The 14,812-nt window shown below is 47.0% G+C and carries 15 protein-coding genes and 1 pseudogene; 5 read left to right on the forward strand and 11 right to left on the reverse strand.

Translation table 11 applies throughout. The annotated features are described in order from the left end of the window. Positions 1-2: 2 nt before the first annotated feature. The 5 genes from purF to HMPREF1527_RS05640 all read left to right on the forward strand — a co-directional run bounded on the left by purF (position 3) and on the right by HMPREF1527_RS05640 (position 5,816). The gene (purF, locus tag HMPREF1527_RS05620; RefSeq protein WP_016477739.1) at positions 3-1,502 is read left to right on the forward strand and encodes an amidophosphoribosyltransferase; all 1,500 of its coding nucleotides are present in this window, start codon (positions 3-5) and stop codon (positions 1,500-1,502) included. Continuing rightward, the gene (purM, locus tag HMPREF1527_RS05625) at positions 1,483-2,574 is read left to right on the forward strand and encodes a phosphoribosylformylglycinamidine cyclo-ligase (RefSeq protein ID WP_016477740.1); all 1,092 of its coding nucleotides are present in this window, start codon (positions 1,483-1,485) and stop codon (positions 2,572-2,574) included. Before purF ends, purM begins: the two co-directional genes overlap by 20 nt. Further along, on the forward strand, positions 2,564-3,178 hold the full coding sequence (gene purN / locus HMPREF1527_RS05630) for a phosphoribosylglycinamide formyltransferase (protein ID WP_016477741.1): 615 nt from the start codon (positions 2,564-2,566) through the stop codon (positions 3,176-3,178). Before purM ends, purN begins: the two co-directional genes overlap by 11 nt. After that, on the forward strand, positions 3,175-4,212 hold the full coding sequence (locus HMPREF1527_RS05635) for an acyltransferase (RefSeq protein ID WP_016477742.1): 1,038 nt from the start codon (positions 3,175-3,177) through the stop codon (positions 4,210-4,212). The genes purN and HMPREF1527_RS05635 overlap by 4 nt, the downstream gene beginning before the upstream one ends. 131 nt (positions 4,213-4,343) lie before the next feature. After that, entirely contained in the window at positions 4,344-5,816 is a 1,473-nt protein-coding gene (locus HMPREF1527_RS05640) for a radical SAM protein (protein ID WP_016477743.1), read from the forward strand. Positions 5,817-5,831: 15 nt separating this feature from the next. On the opposite strand, the gene HMPREF1527_RS05645 is transcribed toward HMPREF1527_RS05640, so the two are convergent. The 11 genes and pseudogenes from HMPREF1527_RS05645 to HMPREF1527_RS07875 form a co-directional block, all read right to left on the reverse strand. Beyond that, entirely contained in the window at positions 5,832-6,356 is a 525-nt protein-coding gene (locus HMPREF1527_RS05645) for a hypothetical protein (RefSeq protein WP_016477744.1), read from the reverse strand. A 20-nt stretch (positions 6,357-6,376) separates the two neighbouring features. Further along, the gene (locus HMPREF1527_RS05650) at positions 6,377-7,051 is read right to left on the reverse strand and encodes a B3/4 domain-containing protein (protein WP_016477745.1); all 675 of its coding nucleotides are present in this window, start codon (positions 7,049-7,051) and stop codon (positions 6,377-6,379) included. A gap of 114 nt (positions 7,052-7,165) precedes the next feature. Beyond that, positions 7,166-7,612: a hypothetical protein gene (locus tag HMPREF1527_RS05655; RefSeq protein WP_016477746.1), complete on the reverse strand. Its 447-nt coding sequence runs from the start codon at positions 7,610-7,612 to the stop codon at positions 7,166-7,168. Positions 7,613-7,723: 111 nt separating this feature from the next. Beyond that, positions 7,724-7,990: a hypothetical protein gene (locus HMPREF1527_RS05660; RefSeq protein ID WP_016477747.1), complete on the reverse strand. Its 267-nt coding sequence runs from the start codon at positions 7,988-7,990 to the stop codon at positions 7,724-7,726. 50 nt (positions 7,991-8,040) lie between these two features. After that, on the reverse strand, positions 8,041-8,829 hold the full coding sequence (locus HMPREF1527_RS05665; protein ID WP_016477748.1) for a DUF4037 domain-containing protein: 789 nt from the start codon (positions 8,827-8,829) through the stop codon (positions 8,041-8,043). A 44-nt stretch (positions 8,830-8,873) separates the two neighbouring features. Next, positions 8,874-9,584 (reverse strand): helix-turn-helix domain-containing protein, encoded by a 711-nt coding sequence (locus tag HMPREF1527_RS05670; RefSeq protein ID WP_016477749.1) that lies wholly within the window; start codon positions 9,582-9,584, stop codon positions 8,874-8,876. A 175-nt stretch (positions 9,585-9,759) separates the two neighbouring features. After that, positions 9,760-10,539: an alpha/beta fold hydrolase gene (locus HMPREF1527_RS05675; protein ID WP_016477750.1), complete on the reverse strand. Its 780-nt coding sequence runs from the start codon at positions 10,537-10,539 to the stop codon at positions 9,760-9,762. Positions 10,540-10,886: 347 nt separating this feature from the next. Beyond that, positions 10,887-11,000, reverse strand: coding sequence for a hypothetical protein (locus HMPREF1527_RS07990; RefSeq protein WP_198009242.1), 114 nt, complete (start codon positions 10,998-11,000; stop codon positions 10,887-10,889). 84 nt (positions 11,001-11,084) lie between these two features. Continuing rightward, positions 11,085-12,295, reverse strand: a pseudogene (locus HMPREF1527_RS08035) (RNA-binding domain-containing protein); the annotation flags it as partial. A 204-nt stretch (positions 12,296-12,499) separates the two neighbouring features. Then, positions 12,500-13,045: a hypothetical protein gene (locus HMPREF1527_RS05685; protein ID WP_016477753.1), complete on the reverse strand. Its 546-nt coding sequence runs from the start codon at positions 13,043-13,045 to the stop codon at positions 12,500-12,502. 318 nt (positions 13,046-13,363) lie between these two features. Continuing rightward, entirely contained in the window at positions 13,364-14,812 is a 1,449-nt protein-coding gene (locus HMPREF1527_RS07875) for a hypothetical protein (RefSeq protein ID WP_016477754.1), read from the reverse strand.

The raw sequence follows: 14,812 nt of genomic DNA on the forward strand, positions 1-14,812 counted from the left end.
TCATGGAGCTTCACGAGGAGTGTGGCGTTTTTGGCGTATGGGCGCCGCAGCGTGACGTGGCTAGATTGACGTATTTTGCGCTCCATGCCCTTCAGCACCGGGGGCAGGATTCAGCTGGTATAGCGGTCGGCGATGGTCAGACTGTCTTGATTCGCAAAGATCTTGGTCTGGTGACCGAAGTCTTTACCGGGTCGGATCTTGATGCCATGCCGGGGAAAGCCGCGATCGGGCACTGTCGCTATGGGACTGCCGGGGCCAAAGGATGGGAGTCGGCTCAGCCGCATCTTTCTTCGATTGATGAGACCATTATTGCGCTGGCACACAATGGCACGCTGCTCAACTTTGATGCGTTGCGAGAAGAACTTGCCGCCCGCAGCATTTCTTTCCGGTCGGATACCGATTCTGAGGTGGCAGCGCAGCTCATTGGCTACTTTACGCAAAAAACGCACCGTCTTCGGTCCGGTATTGCAGCGACGATGCGGCTTCTGGAGGGCGGTTATGCGATGGTGCTGGTGCGTGAAAACGCGCTCTACGCCTTTCGCGATCCCAACGGCATACGTCCTTTGGTGATCGGGCGTCTGGGAGACCCTGCAGACAATAACTGGGTGATCGCTTCGGAAACATGCGCTTTAGGCATCGTAGGAGCAACGTTTCTTCGTGAAGTTGAGCCGGGAGAAATTATCCGTATTTCAGATGAAGGCATGCGCTCCGAGCGAGGTCTTGCAAGCCGAGAGCCGGCGGCGTGTATTTTTGAGGACGTGTACTTCTCGCGGCCTGATTCGGTTGTGAATGAAAAATCCGTCTATCGCGTGCGTCACGACATGGGCAGACAACTAGCGCGTGAAGCGGCGGCCGACGTTGACCTGGTTATCGGCGTACCCGACTCCGGCGTTCCTGCGGCTGAAGGATTTGCCGCTGAGCTCGGCGTTCCCTTTGGCACGGGGCTTATTAAAAATCGATACGTGGCACGCACGTTCATTCAACCCACGCAGCAGCTTCGGCAGCTCGGCGTCCGCCTGAAGCTGAATGCCCTTGCCGATGTCATTCAGGGTAAACGGCTGGTGATGGTGGACGATTCGGTTGTGCGCGGCACTACCTCTCAGCAGATTGTGCAGCTGCTGCGCGACGCGGGCGCCTCAGAGGTGCACGTTCGTAGCGCTTCTCCCAAGGTTATATGGCCCTGCTTCTACGGCATTGACACCGCTGACCAGGATCAGCTTATTGCGGCGAGCAAAACAACGCAGGAGATATGCGAATATATAGGAGCTGACTCACTGGGCTTTTTAAGCCTTGAGGGACTTTTGAGCTGCGTGCCTCAACGAGGCTACTGCGCCGCCTGTTTTAACGGACGTTATCCGGTAGAGATCCCTGACGATTTTCATGGACGGTTTTTGTCCGGCATGCGCCCTTGTAACCTCTGCCATTCCTACGCTTGCACCTTTGACCAGGTAGAGGCACAACTTGCACAGAAAGGAAAGCAAGATGTCCAACGCTCTGAATGATGACCGCCACATCACCTATGCCGATGCCGGTGTTGATGTTGATGAGGGGGCTCGTGCGGTAGATGCCATTAAGGCTGCTGTCGCGACCACTTCACGCCCCGAGGTCATTGGAGGCCTTGGTGGCTTTGGCTCTTGCTTTTCCGCGGCGGCGCTCAAAGACATGGAAGAGCCCGTGCTGGTCAGCGGCACTGATGGCGTTGGTACCAAGCTGGCTATAGCGCAGCTTTTAGGTCGCAATGATACGGTGGGTCAAGATCTTGTGGCCATGTGCGTGGACGACATTGTTCCCATGGGCGCCGAACCGTTGTTTTTCCTGGACTATATCGCCGTCGGTAAACTTAAGGCCGATGCGGTGGCGGAGATCGTGGGAGGCATCGCGGAAGGCTGCCGCAAGAGCGGATGTGCGCTCGTGGGCGGTGAGATGGCGGAGCATCCCGGCGTTATGAACCCCGATGAGTATGATCTGGCCGGCTTTGTAGTGGGCGTTGTTGACCGCCCCAAGATTTTAGGACCGGAGCGGGTATCTGCAGGCGATGTTATTCTCGGCCTCTCCTCATCAGGCATTCATTCCAATGGCTATTCGCTGGTGCGTAAGGCTGTCATCGAGAACAAGACGGTTGAAGAACTCAATAAACCGCTGGAAGAGCTGGGCGGCGAATCGCTTGCTGATGCGGCGCTCCGTCCCACAACCATCTATGCCGGCAGTTTGCTCGCGGTGCTTAAGGCCGGCGCGCCCATCAAGGCGATGGCGCACATTACCGGAGGCGGCATTACGGAAAATCTCAATCGCGCTCTGCCTGCGCAGGTAGACGCGCTGGTGGACCGTTTGGGCGAATCGGGAGGTCCCAACTGGAGCGTTCCTCCCATCATTACCTACGTCTCCGAACAGGCACGTCTTTCGCTTGACGAGCAGTACCGCACCTTCAATATGGGTGTCGGAATGGCGCTTATCGTTGATCCCGACGACGTTGACGATGTGGCGGAAGCTCTTGTTGCGCAGGGGTGCAATCCCTTCGTGATGGGAGAGTGCGTTCCGGGCACTGGAAAGGTGGTCTACAGAGATGTCGCTTAAGCTGGGTGTTCTTATCTCAGGCTCGGGTACCAATTTGCAGGCGCTGATAGATCGCATTGCCGACGGCTCGCTGGACGCCACTATTGAACTGGTTGTTTCTTCTCGCCCCTCTGCGCAGGGGCTTAAGCGCGCTGAGGCCGCCGGCATTCAGACGCTTACGCTTTCAAAGGAGATTTACGCCGATCCTTTGACGGCAGATATGGTTATCGCAACGGAGCTTAAGCGTAAGGGCGTTGACTATGTGGTGATGGCTGGCTACATGCGCAAAGTGGGCATGGCGCTTCTGGACGCCTTTCCCAATCGCGTGCTTAATATTCACCCTGCGCTTCTTCCGAGTTTTCGCGGGGCGCATGCCATTCAAGAGGCCTATGAGTACGGAGTTAAGGTGACGGGTGTGACCGTTCACCTGGCTAATTATGAGTATGACCGCGGACCAATTATTGCGCAGCGGCCGGTTATAGTTCAGGAGGAGTGGAGTCTCGATGAGCTCGAAGCAGCCATTCATGAAGTTGAACACCGGCTTTATCCCGAGGTCATTCAAGCGATTGCTGAGGGACGCGTGCGTGTTGAGGCAAATTATGTTCATATACGGGAGAGGGTATGACTTCACTAAAGCTGTCTGATGTCGCTGAGTCGCGCGTTAACAATCTCAATCTTATGCGTTTTGTGGCGGCAATCTTTGTCATTATTTCCCACTGCTATAGCGTTGTGCTCGGCAGCGACGCGGGGGACTTTGTGTATAGGCATACGAAACAGCTGACCTTCGGAGGTATGTCCGTAGGTCTTTTCTTTGTGTTTGGAGGCTTTCTCATCGCGCGGAGCTGCGAGCATCATAGTGATGCGAAGACCTTTTTCAAACAGCGTGTTTCTCGCTTGTTTCCGGAGCTGATCTTTGTAGTTTCGGCGTCCGCTTTGGTGCTGGGTCCCCTTGTGAGCACTCTTGCTCCTGGAGAGTATTTTACAAATCCCCAAACGTATCGGTATTTTCTCAACAGCTTTCTTATCATGGTTCATGAGCTGCCCGGAGTTTTTACCAATAACCCCCTGGGCAATACCGTTAACGCCTCTCTGTGGACACTTCCTGTTGAATTTTGTTGCTATATCCTGTGCTTTATAGGATTTAAGCTGACCAGATTTAATCAGAAGCGCTTCATTCTGGCTTCCGTTCCCGTTGTTGCTTTAATCGTTTTGTATGTTTGGAAGTTTTCTCCGCAGCAGCTGAGTGTGGTTCGTGCTGTTGTCCTCTTTTATATAGGTGTAGCGTTTTGGGTGTTCCGCGACAAAATAAGAATACATACCGCTGCCGGTATTGTTGCGACAGCCGCGTTTTGCGTCTTACTCTATGCGAAGCTCGACGTCTTGGCAACGATGCTGCTGTTTCCGTATGTTTGTTTTTGGCTGGGATACGGAACCGGCGGCCGCTTCAGCAACTTCGGTAAAAAGTTTGAGCTTTCATACGGCATATATCTGTGGGCGTTTCCCATTCAGCAGACACTGGTACAGCTGTTTCCCACATGGCCAATCTACGGCAACGCTGTCTGCGCAGCTCTTCTCGCAATCTGCGGAGCGTTTCTCAATTACGCCGTCATCGTGAGACCACTCAAGAAGAACATCCGCCAGAAACAGACGCTTCGCTGAGCACTATTTTCTACTACCGTTCAAAAAAATCCTTGATTATTCTCCCTGCAAGGAGTATGGTAGTAAAAATTTGAACTTTGTTCAAAAAAGAGAACGCCCAGAGACGTTCTCCAGGAGGGGGATGTTTTCGCATGCAGTCAAAGGTTGCGCATGTGGCCGAGCGTAAGGCATTCGGCATTGCTCTTGATCAAATTATGAAGAGCGCTTCAAGTAAAGATCGCGAGAAAAACATCGATCACTTGGTCAATATGGCCGGGAAACTCATGAAAGACACGTCTCCCGGTGCGACGCGAGGTATCAAAAAGGGCTTGTATCCAGGGTCAAAATGGGAGAAGTTCCTTTTTGACGTTATCGACACCACCAATCCGCACGTGCTCAAAACCACTCTTTTGGATGGCGGTTATGAAGCGGCGTTTCGAGGGTTACGTAATACCACGGCAAATGCCGAGAAATACCAGTGCAATGTACCTTGGATTATTTTATTTGACCCTACAAGCGCGTGTAATAAACATTGCGTCGGATGCTGGGCAGCCGATTATGGAAATCGCTTGAATCTTTCGTATGCGGACATGGATAAGCTGGTTACTGAGGCATCTGATTTAGGTACGCATATGTTTATGCTTACCGGTGGTGAGCCATTGGTACGTAAAGATGATGTCTTAAGACTTGCTGAGGAGCACAATGATTGCCTTTTTAACGTCTTTACCAATGCTTCGCTGGTAGATGAGAAATTTTGTCAAGACGTGCAGAGGCTTGGCAATATTATCTTCTCCGTTTCACTTGAAAGCTATGAGCCAAGTGTCAATGACGGTCGTCGTGGTGACGGGTCATTTAAGGAGGTTATGCGAGCGTTTGATTTAATGCACAAATATGGTTTGCTGTATGGAACGTCCACCTGTTATACGCGCGAGAATACCGAGCGTGTTTCGTCCGAAAAATTCTTTGATTTGATTATTGAAAAAGGTTGCCGCTGGGCATGGTATTTTCACTATATGCCTGTTGGAGAGGGCGCGAATGCCGATCTTATGCCGACCGTTGAACAGCGTAAATACATGCTGGGTCGAATTCGTGAGATTCGTAGCGTTGAAGGCGGTAAACCAATCTTTGCCATGGATTTTCAGAACGATGGTGAGTTTGTTGGGGGATGTATTGCCGGAGGTCGTGTATACTGCCATGTCAACGCTCGTGGCGATGTAGAGCCGTGCGTATTTATTCACTACTCAAATGTCAACATTAAAACTGCCGATAGCTGGCTTGACTGTCTAAAACAACCTATTTTCCAGGCATACCGCAGTCACTATCCGTGGAATAAGAATCTTTTACAGCCTTGTCCGATGCTTGAAAATCCCGAGATACTACCTCAGATTGTCAAGGATGCCGATGCGCATACATCGGAATACGTCTCGCCCGAAAGCGCCGAAGATCTTTGCGCTCGTACAACACCTTATGCTAAGAAATGGGCGCCTGAAGCTACAAGGATTTGGCTGGAAGAACATCCTACGGGTGAAAAAATTTATGAGGACGCGATGTCTGATAAAGATGTTGCCTATAAAGCAAAAGTTATTGCCGAGGAAGACGCCAAGAATCAAGCAATTACCGGATGAGTTTCAGATGCCGGCTTAATCTGCAACGTATACCTTAAGGACTTCGCCAATGTAGCGGGTGTGGAAGTCATGGAGCGGATAGTTCTGCTCGATGATGCTTTTGTCGACGAAGTTATCCGGTATAAGGTCATCAACGTAAATTTTGTGGCATACAAACGTGAGTTCAGCCTCTTCAAATGTGGTTGTTCCATCGATAAACAAAGGAGTCAGTTGGGCGTGTGCAACCTTGTCTTCGTCGCGTCCGGATTTTGTGCCTAGGTATGCGAGTTTCTTCTTGTTGTCTTTTGTATCAGGAAGAAATGAGAGGGTATAGATGTCGTGGCTATCCATGAAGGTCTTGGTGTAGCGTTGGGGTCGGATATAGCAGATGGTGGTATTCTTGGAACCTTCGCGTGAGCCAAAGAGGGTGCCAAAGTGTCCCCAAGCTGCAGTCATGGTATTAAAGCCGTCTTCTTTATTGCCCGCGGTAATGAGCATCCATCGGTCTCCGATGAGCGACCACGGATTAAGCTGCAGGCTCTTGATGTCTACTTCGTGCATGATGTCCCCTTACCTCGTTCTTATGCGTATATGACATGTGTATCAAACTCCATGTCAGGCATACTCTCAGCTAAATCATATCGAATACGTTCAAGCGCTTCGAGGCGAATTTCAACAGAAGTATTTGCATTACCCTGAATGACGAAAATCGCATTTTTTGTCTCGTTGCTAAATTTGTAGTTTTCTCCGTCTCGAATGTCAAGCCACGCCATGATTCCCCTTGCATCACGATAGATATAATCCGTTTTAGCAACGTGTTTTTCCTTAGACAGAATTGGGAGGAAGGAATCTTCGTTGCCGCTGACGGTAAACTCTATCGAGCCATGTACTTTATCAAGATCATGCCCTCCAATTGCCAGCAGTGAATGCAGTGCTTCAACGTTGTAAATATCGATAATACTGTTGATATGAGGCAGAGAACCCCGATGCCGGATATTTTGAATGAGCGCAGGAACGGTAGGAGGATTTCTTTTTACGCTTCGCCCTACACTTTGTAATAAATCCGTATAGCCTTTGATGATTGGATGACCGAGAAGAGCATCGATATCACAGCTTAGTGCCCACTTCTCCATTTTTTCTCGTTTTGCTAGAAATGCGTCAGAAAAAGGAGACTGTGGATCTACATTACGCGCAATGCCTATTACGACACTTTTGATTCCCAAGGCAGCAAGGCTACCATCAATAGTCATATTCATAAAAATCGATCCGCCTTAGTAATTACCATTTGACGCACTTTTTGATAAAACGAGAAAAACAAGACAGAGCAGGCGACGTAAAAAAGAATGGATGACATAAGGATTTGTTTGCGGTTAATGGATAATGTGCATATGCGACGCTGTGGCCACAAGTTCATAGCATACAGGAGCAAGAAACAAAATTCCGAGTTGCCATACAACTGATGCAGTGATGTCACTCAGAGTGGCAACATATCTATTGGTCACCGCCGGTTGTTTGAGAGCCACGTGTATCAGTTTGGTAAGTATGGGACAGACGACAACATATCCCAAAATGTAGGGGAGAAAGGCCGTCTTTGATTCCGGATACGACAAAGATTCGGCAAATACCATACAAAGCTGCATAAATAGCAAGAGGCCGATAAGCCCCTTAAGTCCCATTTGAGGAACTTGCCAAATGGTGTTTTTGGCAAGCTTCTGCAGTTGCGGCCGTGCAAACCCAATAAACGCCAAGAGCGCTACCAACACAAAGCCAGCGCCAATCAATACAGTTAAAGCGTCGCGAGTCTCTGATAAGTCCATACTATTCCCCACAAACCAAGAAAAGCGAATCGAGAAGAGCAAATCAAAAGGGCATTCCGAGAAGAACGTGCAGAGAAGGGAGCGCTGAGAAGCTCCATGCCCTAGAGGTGCTTATCCAGGGAAAACCATCTGAGCAATCGGCATGAAAATATTGGTTTGTCCAGCTAAATCTTCGATAATGATAGCGGCAGAGACAACAAAGATTAAACCGCTGCAGACCCCGAGCACCTTTTTCACGGCAGCATTGGAAGCATGCTTAGAAGATCGCTGGAGCAAGACGGAGATAATACACGCGATTGTGGTAATGACAACTACCTCGAAAAGAGCTTGAGGCATTGTTGCTTCCGTGTGGATGAGTGCGTTGATAAGGTAACCCATGAAAATCCAATCTGTTTACACAACATGAAACAAAAGAATCATACATAAGACTATGCCAAAGTGCTTAAGCAGGATTTGAGATTTTCCGTGAGTGTAACAATGTCGTGTTCAACATTTTGTGGATGCGCAAAGAGATCTTGGTAGAGGGCGGTAAGGTTTTTCTCAAAGTCCTGAGGAAGAACGTGAGCCTGCTCAAGTGCAATTTGCACCATGCGTTTTTCGCCGGGATGAGTGAGTTCATTCATGGCAAAGATGATGTCGAAATATGATTCCATGTAGGCAGCGGTTCTATGGTTGACGCTAACAATGTCGTTTCTTTTCAGTGCTTTTATGATTTGCTTGTCATACGACGGAAGATTTCCTGAAAGCAGTCGCTTGTTGCGCTCAATAACGTTTTTCTTTAGTTGAGCGGGATAAGGAACGGCGTACTTCTCCTGTAGATCGCGAAATTTTCCTTCTCGGTCAAAGAGTATCTTGCTGTGAAGCAAATTGTGCCACATGCACGTGGTGTAGCCGTTATGTGCAATATGGTCATCAACAACCGATGAAATATCTTTTGAGAATGCGTCCAGGTTGCGATGCAGGATGTCAATGTCGATGCCATCTTTTAACGTGCAGTTATCCTCCAGCTCCCAAAAATGGTTGCCGAGTTCTATGTAAGAGCAGCATTCTTTGAGAATAGGGAGACGCGTTTCTTCAGAAAGAGGGCTTTTCTCATATACATAGAGGTCGTAGTCGGATTTCTCGTCATAACGGGCGCCGGCGCGCGAACCTCCCAGAGCAATCGATTCGACCTCCGGCAGTTCAGACAAGTAGGCGCAAAGTTTCTCGAAATACATGGCTGCTCCGTATCGCTCCATGGCTGCTCTGACTTCAGTAAATTCTACAGATTTCTCCTGTTGATGATGAGCCCAAAAATAATCAGTATCCAAGCACAAATAAACAACACAGCTGCAAGCCATAGAGGAAGCCGATAAAGACATTGATCCGTTAGGATTACGCATGCGCCAAGTACGACGCCGAGTATGGTAATTTTGCTTATCGATTTTTCTCTTTTGGACTGTTCAGGGGTCGCATGGCATTTCTCTTGTAGCTTTTTGAGTACCCGTATCTTGGCCTTTTTGATCCTCGCTGCATGTTTCTGGGTAAAAATCACCCCTATAATAGTCATGCCAAAAGCAAGTCCCAGGCCAAAATCTCCCACAACTTCGTATGGCGCAATGGAGCCAAGATTTAACAACTGGATTGCGAGAAACGCTACAAACCCCAGAAGTCCAACGATAAAGAGCCAGTGCAGCCTTTGCAACAACCGTTCCTTTTCGTCGTTACTGTAATCGGCGACTTCCAATACGGTCTCGCGTAATTCTTTGTCCATATGCTCACGTGTCCTTTCTCCGCATAAGATTTCTCGAAGGTCGACCGCGTAAAAATCAGACAATTCCATCAGGATGTCCAGGTCCGGCATGTTGCTGCCGGTTTCCCATCGAGAAACCGTTCTGCGCGTAACACCCATTTGTTCTGCAAGCTGTTCCTGGGTAAGTCCTTTTTCTTTTCGTAACTCCTGAAGAACTTTTCCTATTTTTACGATATCCATGGATTGGCGACCTCCTTTCGAGCCCATCTTACCGTCGGCTGCTCTTACAAAACAGGACATAAAGTGAGCAATACTCTTTATGAGCTATATTGTCCACAGGACATGTTATGTCCCTTATAAATAATAGGGTATAGTCTCGCTGTAAAACAAATCATAGGTAATTACCATGGATAATTTATCTCTTATCGCGTGCCGATAAATGAATCCACGCGGTCAGCTTTTTGCAAAACTCTTCCGGATGCAGCGTAAAAAACTCAGCATGATCCATTCCTGCATTTTCAATGATTTGCGCATGGGGGAACATTTTGCGAATGTATGCGATGTCCCATTTTCGTGGCCCTTTCTCAGCAGAGCCGTACCAATATGCTATGCGGCAATTAATGGATGGAGCGGATTTTGGCATGGAGTAATTATTGCAGGAGTAGAACGAACGCCAGATGGTTTTTGCGCTCATGCCGGACATAGCCTCTTTGATGTATGCAATGTCGTTTTCCGTATATTTTTCAGGATCGAACATGCCTCGCAACGCCTTGATGCTCATGTGTTTACCGATTTCCAACATTATGAAATCGCGAATACCAATGAGGTATGTCAGTGGTTTCCAGAGTTGATAAGGGGTCATACCGCCGTCTATTACGGCACAGTCAACGGATATCTTTCTGGTGGCAAGCATTCGTGCTACGACGGCTCCACCCAAAGAGCAGCCATAGAGGTATTTGGTGGTGTTCAAGCCGTGATGTATAAGCCATGAGGCCATTTCGTCGGCAATCTGCTCCACACTGGTAAAGTCAGTTTTGGGCATATCCGGGTCAAAGCCGGGTAGTGCAGGAATAACGAGGTGGTAGTGCTTTTGCAATGTTGGTATCACATAGTTGAAAACATCCCATCGCACACCAAGCGGATGGAACAAAACAAGAACATCTTCGTTTTTCTCGCCAAACTCGTGAACGGTCATTGTTCTCCATATCTAGCAAGAGAATAGCGTCTTATACAACATTATATTTGAAGTATGGTGTCATCCAGTTTCTATATGCGCAATAATCAGGACATATATCTTTACTTTTTCGTACGACTCGCTGAACCCAGCGACTCAAGTAATTTTTGCGGATTCCGCAAAAATTACTTGAGTAACAAAACTATAGACAAGCTCAAATTTGTGAAGAGCTTGCTTTGCGATTTGTAAGAATAGAAACCACCAGACGTTGTACTTGCTTTGAGAAGTCAAGCAGAAATGTCAAGCCCTGTTGCAGAGAAGATTTCTTTGACAGCTTTACTAGTCATGCTAACTTTTCGAATAAATTTTTATTTATAAACTTCCCAATAGCCATTTTTATCTTTTCCAACGTATTTAATATAAGGGATTTCCTTTATATACCTTGAAATTGTCTTTTCATTAACTTTCAATTCTTCGGCCATAAATTTACGGCTAACCTTACTATCCTTTTTTTATCATCTCAAAAATTTTACTCTTCAATTCTTCGGAGGACATTCGAGGGACATTTCGAGGGACATTTTCTCCGCCCACCTTTTGCGTTGCTATCTTCTTCAGAGGAATAATCGTTCTGAATATATCACCCTCCTCAAATAACGGATTTTGCCCTGAGTAAAGTTGTGTGTACTTGTAGGTATTTCGCATCCCTGATCCAAGTTCATCTGCAAGACCTATTTCTCTAAATACCTTTGATATAGCAGGGTTTTTAGGAAATGGCTCAAATTTCTGCAAATCCAATGCTCCCAGCCCGTGAGCTAAATTACTGTTTTCAACAGTAATTTTCTCGTTGTCAATGATCATCTTTGCCGGATAGCTGCTTGAATAATCCCTATGAGCCAGTGTATTGGAAACAATTTCTCTAAGTATCCTATCTCTCGCATTGACATTGACAATTCCATCCAAAACGAATAAGTCATTCAAATGCTTTTGTCCAAACTCTATAAGCCTGCCATAGCTATCAATCAGATTTGTTATGACAACATCTCTATCATCGTATCTATCCTTATTTTCAAACCCTAAAGATTGCATCGGTTTTGTGCTGCGGGAGAACAGACATAATAGAGTTATCTTTCCCAAATAACAGAATAGCAGCTAATGTAATGCCTTCGCGCTTTGTCTCTGGATCTGTCAGAATCAAATTAGCGCTTCTAAGAAGCTCCTCATTGCTCATATTTTTCCAAACATGGTTTTTATTTCTGGCGGTAGCCATACTTTTGGCTTTAGCAATGATAGTGGCATCAAGAAAATCAATATCAAGATTCGGATATACTTTATTTACAAAATAGCTGCTCTGCTTCCTTGCGTATAGCTTATATACAAGCTCTGAGTGATCTGTGATATTGATGTCTCCTTCATAAGACCTATCCCAAATTCTTCCGTTATGTCTGCATACCTGATAGCCTTCAGGAACTCTTATATAAATAATCTGCTTACCTTCAATTTCAAAAATTTCCGGCAGCAGATAGAGTGGTGGGTATATCTTTTGCGGATTGTTGATTGCAGTAGTAAATTCCTTAATCACTTTATCTACTTTATCTTTACTAACGCCAACAATCTCTCTTTTATCATTTACACCAAGTAAAATATGTCCTCCATTTCTATTGTTGAAAGAACATACCGTATCAAAGATATCTTTGGTCAGAGTGTTTTTAGATTCTTTAAATTCGACATCTGTCTTTTCTCCATTTTAAATGAGGTATTTTATCTCCTTAGAATTCATATCTGCCCCCCATATCCACTAAAAACCGTCTTTGATCATCTTAAAATACTTCAACGCATCAGAAATAGCTTCTTTCTTTTCAACTGGACACTGAAAAACTTTCTGATTCTCATTTTTTTCGAAATATTATAGTGTTCCCTAACGTCTAAACCGTGTTTTCTCTTAGCCTGCGCAATGTAAAGTGTCGATACCTTAAAACCTAAACTACCTCGCTATCAAAGAGACTTTTTGTACAACTTCTTCATAAGAAGTTCCTTCCGAAATAATACTTTGTATTTCACTGATATGTATTTTCTTTTTAAACTCCTTTAATCTATTTTCATCATTGTTCAACTTTATTTTTTCCAAGTATCCGCCTCCTTTTGGCATACCAATAAGACCCTTACTCTCTTCAGTTTCTCTAATATATTTAAGACACCCAAGCAATATTTGTCTGTCTAATCCTGCCATTTCTGCAATATACATTATCAATTGAGGACACTTCAAACTATTATAACTTGGCTTTTTATCCGAGCGATTATTTTTTTCATTATCAATATAGTATTCAAAAAAATGAAATGCTTGTGAAGGCTCAGCCTTACTTCTATCAATTATTCTTTTATATTTAGAATATTTTGCAACTTCAAAATATCCGCCTACTGTTTGGCCAAGTCCTTCCTTGACCATCATATCGCAAACAAGCTCATCATCACTACGATTTCTATGCCCGCCATATTTTTTTATCGAATTCCAAAAATCTTTATTATTCATGTTATGGCTCCTTTTTCATCCATCTCAATTCTTCACTACACCTTATACATCAAGCAAACGCATTTCACATGGCACGAGACGTGAGAAACGATGTGGGTTGTGTGCGCACAGATGAAGGCAGTTTTTCGCCTGTTTGCGTAAACATATCCGCCCTATGACTTGTTCCTCATGACTGGATGTGCGTGGATAATCTGATACCGTCTTGCCCCCTGTCAGCCATCTTGGATTCTCCTTGAGAGTCCAGAAATCCCCAAATCATCTTCTGCTTGTTTTTCGACCATTCAATCAGGCGTAAATAAACTTCCTCGGTTGACATCGTTACGAGAAGACATACCCGACTTTGTTTACGCCTATTACTCCTCGGCGCAGGACGGTGATGTCGATTGTCTCGTAGTCCGCTTTCTTTATTTCAGCCACACCGATGGCGATCCTCGGTATCTCCGTGGTCTCGATTCTGGTGCGTGGTATCTCTATCGTCTCGACTCCCATCTCATGGAGTACGTCCTCTGGAAGCTCATAGTTCTGCTCTACCAGTCCAAAACAGGTGAAGCCGGTATCAACGCAGAACGAGATTAGCTTCTTCTTGCCGATGTTGTAGATGACGCAGAAGGATGTTCCTATCAGGCTGCCCAGCAGGTATCCGAGAACAGGAAGCTGGAATCCGAGTGCCTGACCTATGATACCTCCAATATGTGCCCCAACGAGGTATCCGCCGGACACAACGACCATATCCACGAATGCCGCACCCATCTGCTGTGTGGTCATCTTTCCTGCAGCGACGAGAATGCTGTTCTTTGTGGTCTGCAAAACCAGAGCAACAACGGTGCCGAGAAGCGTCGGGCTGATTCCCTTGAGGGCTTCGCCAAGCGCACCGCTCTCGCACATGATGAGAAGCGCAGACGATATCGAACCGCGAAGGAACCCTTCTGTACCTGCCGATATTCCTTTCTTACCCATGTGCTTGACTGTGGAAAGGTCGAGTTCTCCGTTCTTGATGAGGAAGTCGATGGCTTTATATATCTCCGGAGCAAGTTGAACGGCTACCGTTATGGCTGCCGTAGTGTATCCGGCTTTCAGAGCCTGCTTCAGCAGGTATTCCGTCTTGATCGCGCCCTCAGCTGTGACGCCATGCTCCTCTGCTTTGAACTCCTGCTTCTTGCTTTCCTTTGCCATCTTCTCGAGGTCTTTTCTGGAGGCAGATCTGGACTCCACACCCTCGTCGTTTGCAAGCTTGTCGGTCAGTCTCGACTCTGTCTCGCCGTAGGCTTTCGACACGTCCTCACGGATAGGTTCGTTTCGGAGTGCTTCCCGATGTGCGGTCTGTTTTGCGGCATCGAGCTGATCTGACGGAACGAGCCTGCCCTGATTCTGATAGCTCGCCTGACCGGTGTCGGGATTGAAGCGAGCCTGTGCCTTGGCGGTCTGCTCGGCGGTTCCGTAGGACTTGGCACTGTAATCCGTGCCGGATTTCAGTTGAATGTCCACGGAGTCCTTCGCCGTGCTGTGAAGAACCGCTGCGCGGTCTGCCGAATCTGCCGCCACCGCATCAACGTTAAATGTGCCAGCTTCCCATTCCTCGAACATGTAGCCCTGCAGCTGCCCGATTCCAAGATTGCGGTACTGGTGGTTGTTGATATTATCTTCAAGCTGCTTAATTGCCGCTTCAACGGCACTGACGTATTCCGTGCCCATGTGGGCGGCTACGTCCGCTCCCATTATCGCTGCGGCAAATTCCCAGCCTTGTTGTACTTCGCTTTTCGTCTGCAT

It is taken from the genome of Atopobium sp. oral taxon 199 str. F0494 (assembly GCF_000411555.1).
In the GTDB taxonomy this organism is placed as follows: Bacteria; Actinomycetota; Coriobacteriia; order Coriobacteriales; family Atopobiaceae; genus Lancefieldella.

What these genes read in the sequence shown, in the direction of transcription:
- HMPREF1527_RS05685 (WP_016477753.1), bottom strand. Translation starts at nt 13,045, where the DNA reads ATGAATAATAAAGATTTTTGGAATTCGATAAAAAAATATGGCGGGCAT.
- HMPREF1527_RS07990 (WP_198009242.1), bottom strand. Translation starts at nt 11,000, where the DNA reads ATGGCCGAAGAATTGAAAGTTAATGAAAAGACAATTTCAAGGTATATA.
- HMPREF1527_RS05640 (WP_016477743.1), top strand. Translation starts at nt 4,344, where the DNA reads ATGCAGTCAAAGGTTGCGCATGTGGCCGAGCGTAAGGCATTCGGCATT.
- HMPREF1527_RS05650 (WP_016477745.1), bottom strand. Translation starts at nt 7,051, where the DNA reads ATGAATATGACTATTGATGGTAGCCTTGCTGCCTTGGGAATCAAAAGT.
- HMPREF1527_RS05670 (WP_016477749.1), bottom strand. Translation starts at nt 9,584, where the DNA reads ATGGATATCGTAAAAATAGGAAAAGTTCTTCAGGAGTTACGAAAAGAA.
- HMPREF1527_RS05665 (WP_016477748.1), bottom strand. Translation starts at nt 8,829, where the DNA reads ATGTATTTCGAGAAACTTTGCGCCTACTTGTCTGAACTGCCGGAGGTC.
- purF (WP_016477739.1), top strand. Translation starts at nt 3, where the DNA reads ATGGAGCTTCACGAGGAGTGTGGCGTTTTTGGCGTATGGGCGCCGCAG.
- HMPREF1527_RS07875 (WP_016477754.1), bottom strand. Translation starts at nt 14,812, where the DNA reads ATGCAGACGAAAAGCGAAGTACAACAAGGCTGGGAATTTGCCGCAGCG.
- HMPREF1527_RS05655 (WP_016477746.1), bottom strand. Translation starts at nt 7,612, where the DNA reads ATGGACTTATCAGAGACTCGCGACGCTTTAACTGTATTGATTGGCGCT.
- HMPREF1527_RS05675 (WP_016477750.1), bottom strand. Translation starts at nt 10,539, where the DNA reads ATGACCGTTCACGAGTTTGGCGAGAAAAACGAAGATGTTCTTGTTTTG.
- purN (WP_016477741.1), top strand. Translation starts at nt 2,564, where the DNA reads ATGTCGCTTAAGCTGGGTGTTCTTATCTCAGGCTCGGGTACCAATTTG.
- purM (WP_016477740.1), top strand. Translation starts at nt 1,483, where the DNA reads ATGTCCAACGCTCTGAATGATGACCGCCACATCACCTATGCCGATGCC.
- HMPREF1527_RS05660 (WP_016477747.1), bottom strand. Translation starts at nt 7,990, where the DNA reads ATGGGTTACCTTATCAACGCACTCATCCACACGGAAGCAACAATGCCT.
- HMPREF1527_RS05645 (WP_016477744.1), bottom strand. Translation starts at nt 6,356, where the DNA reads ATGCACGAAGTAGACATCAAGAGCCTGCAGCTTAATCCGTGGTCGCTC.
- HMPREF1527_RS05635 (WP_016477742.1), top strand. Translation starts at nt 3,175, where the DNA reads ATGACTTCACTAAAGCTGTCTGATGTCGCTGAGTCGCGCGTTAACAAT.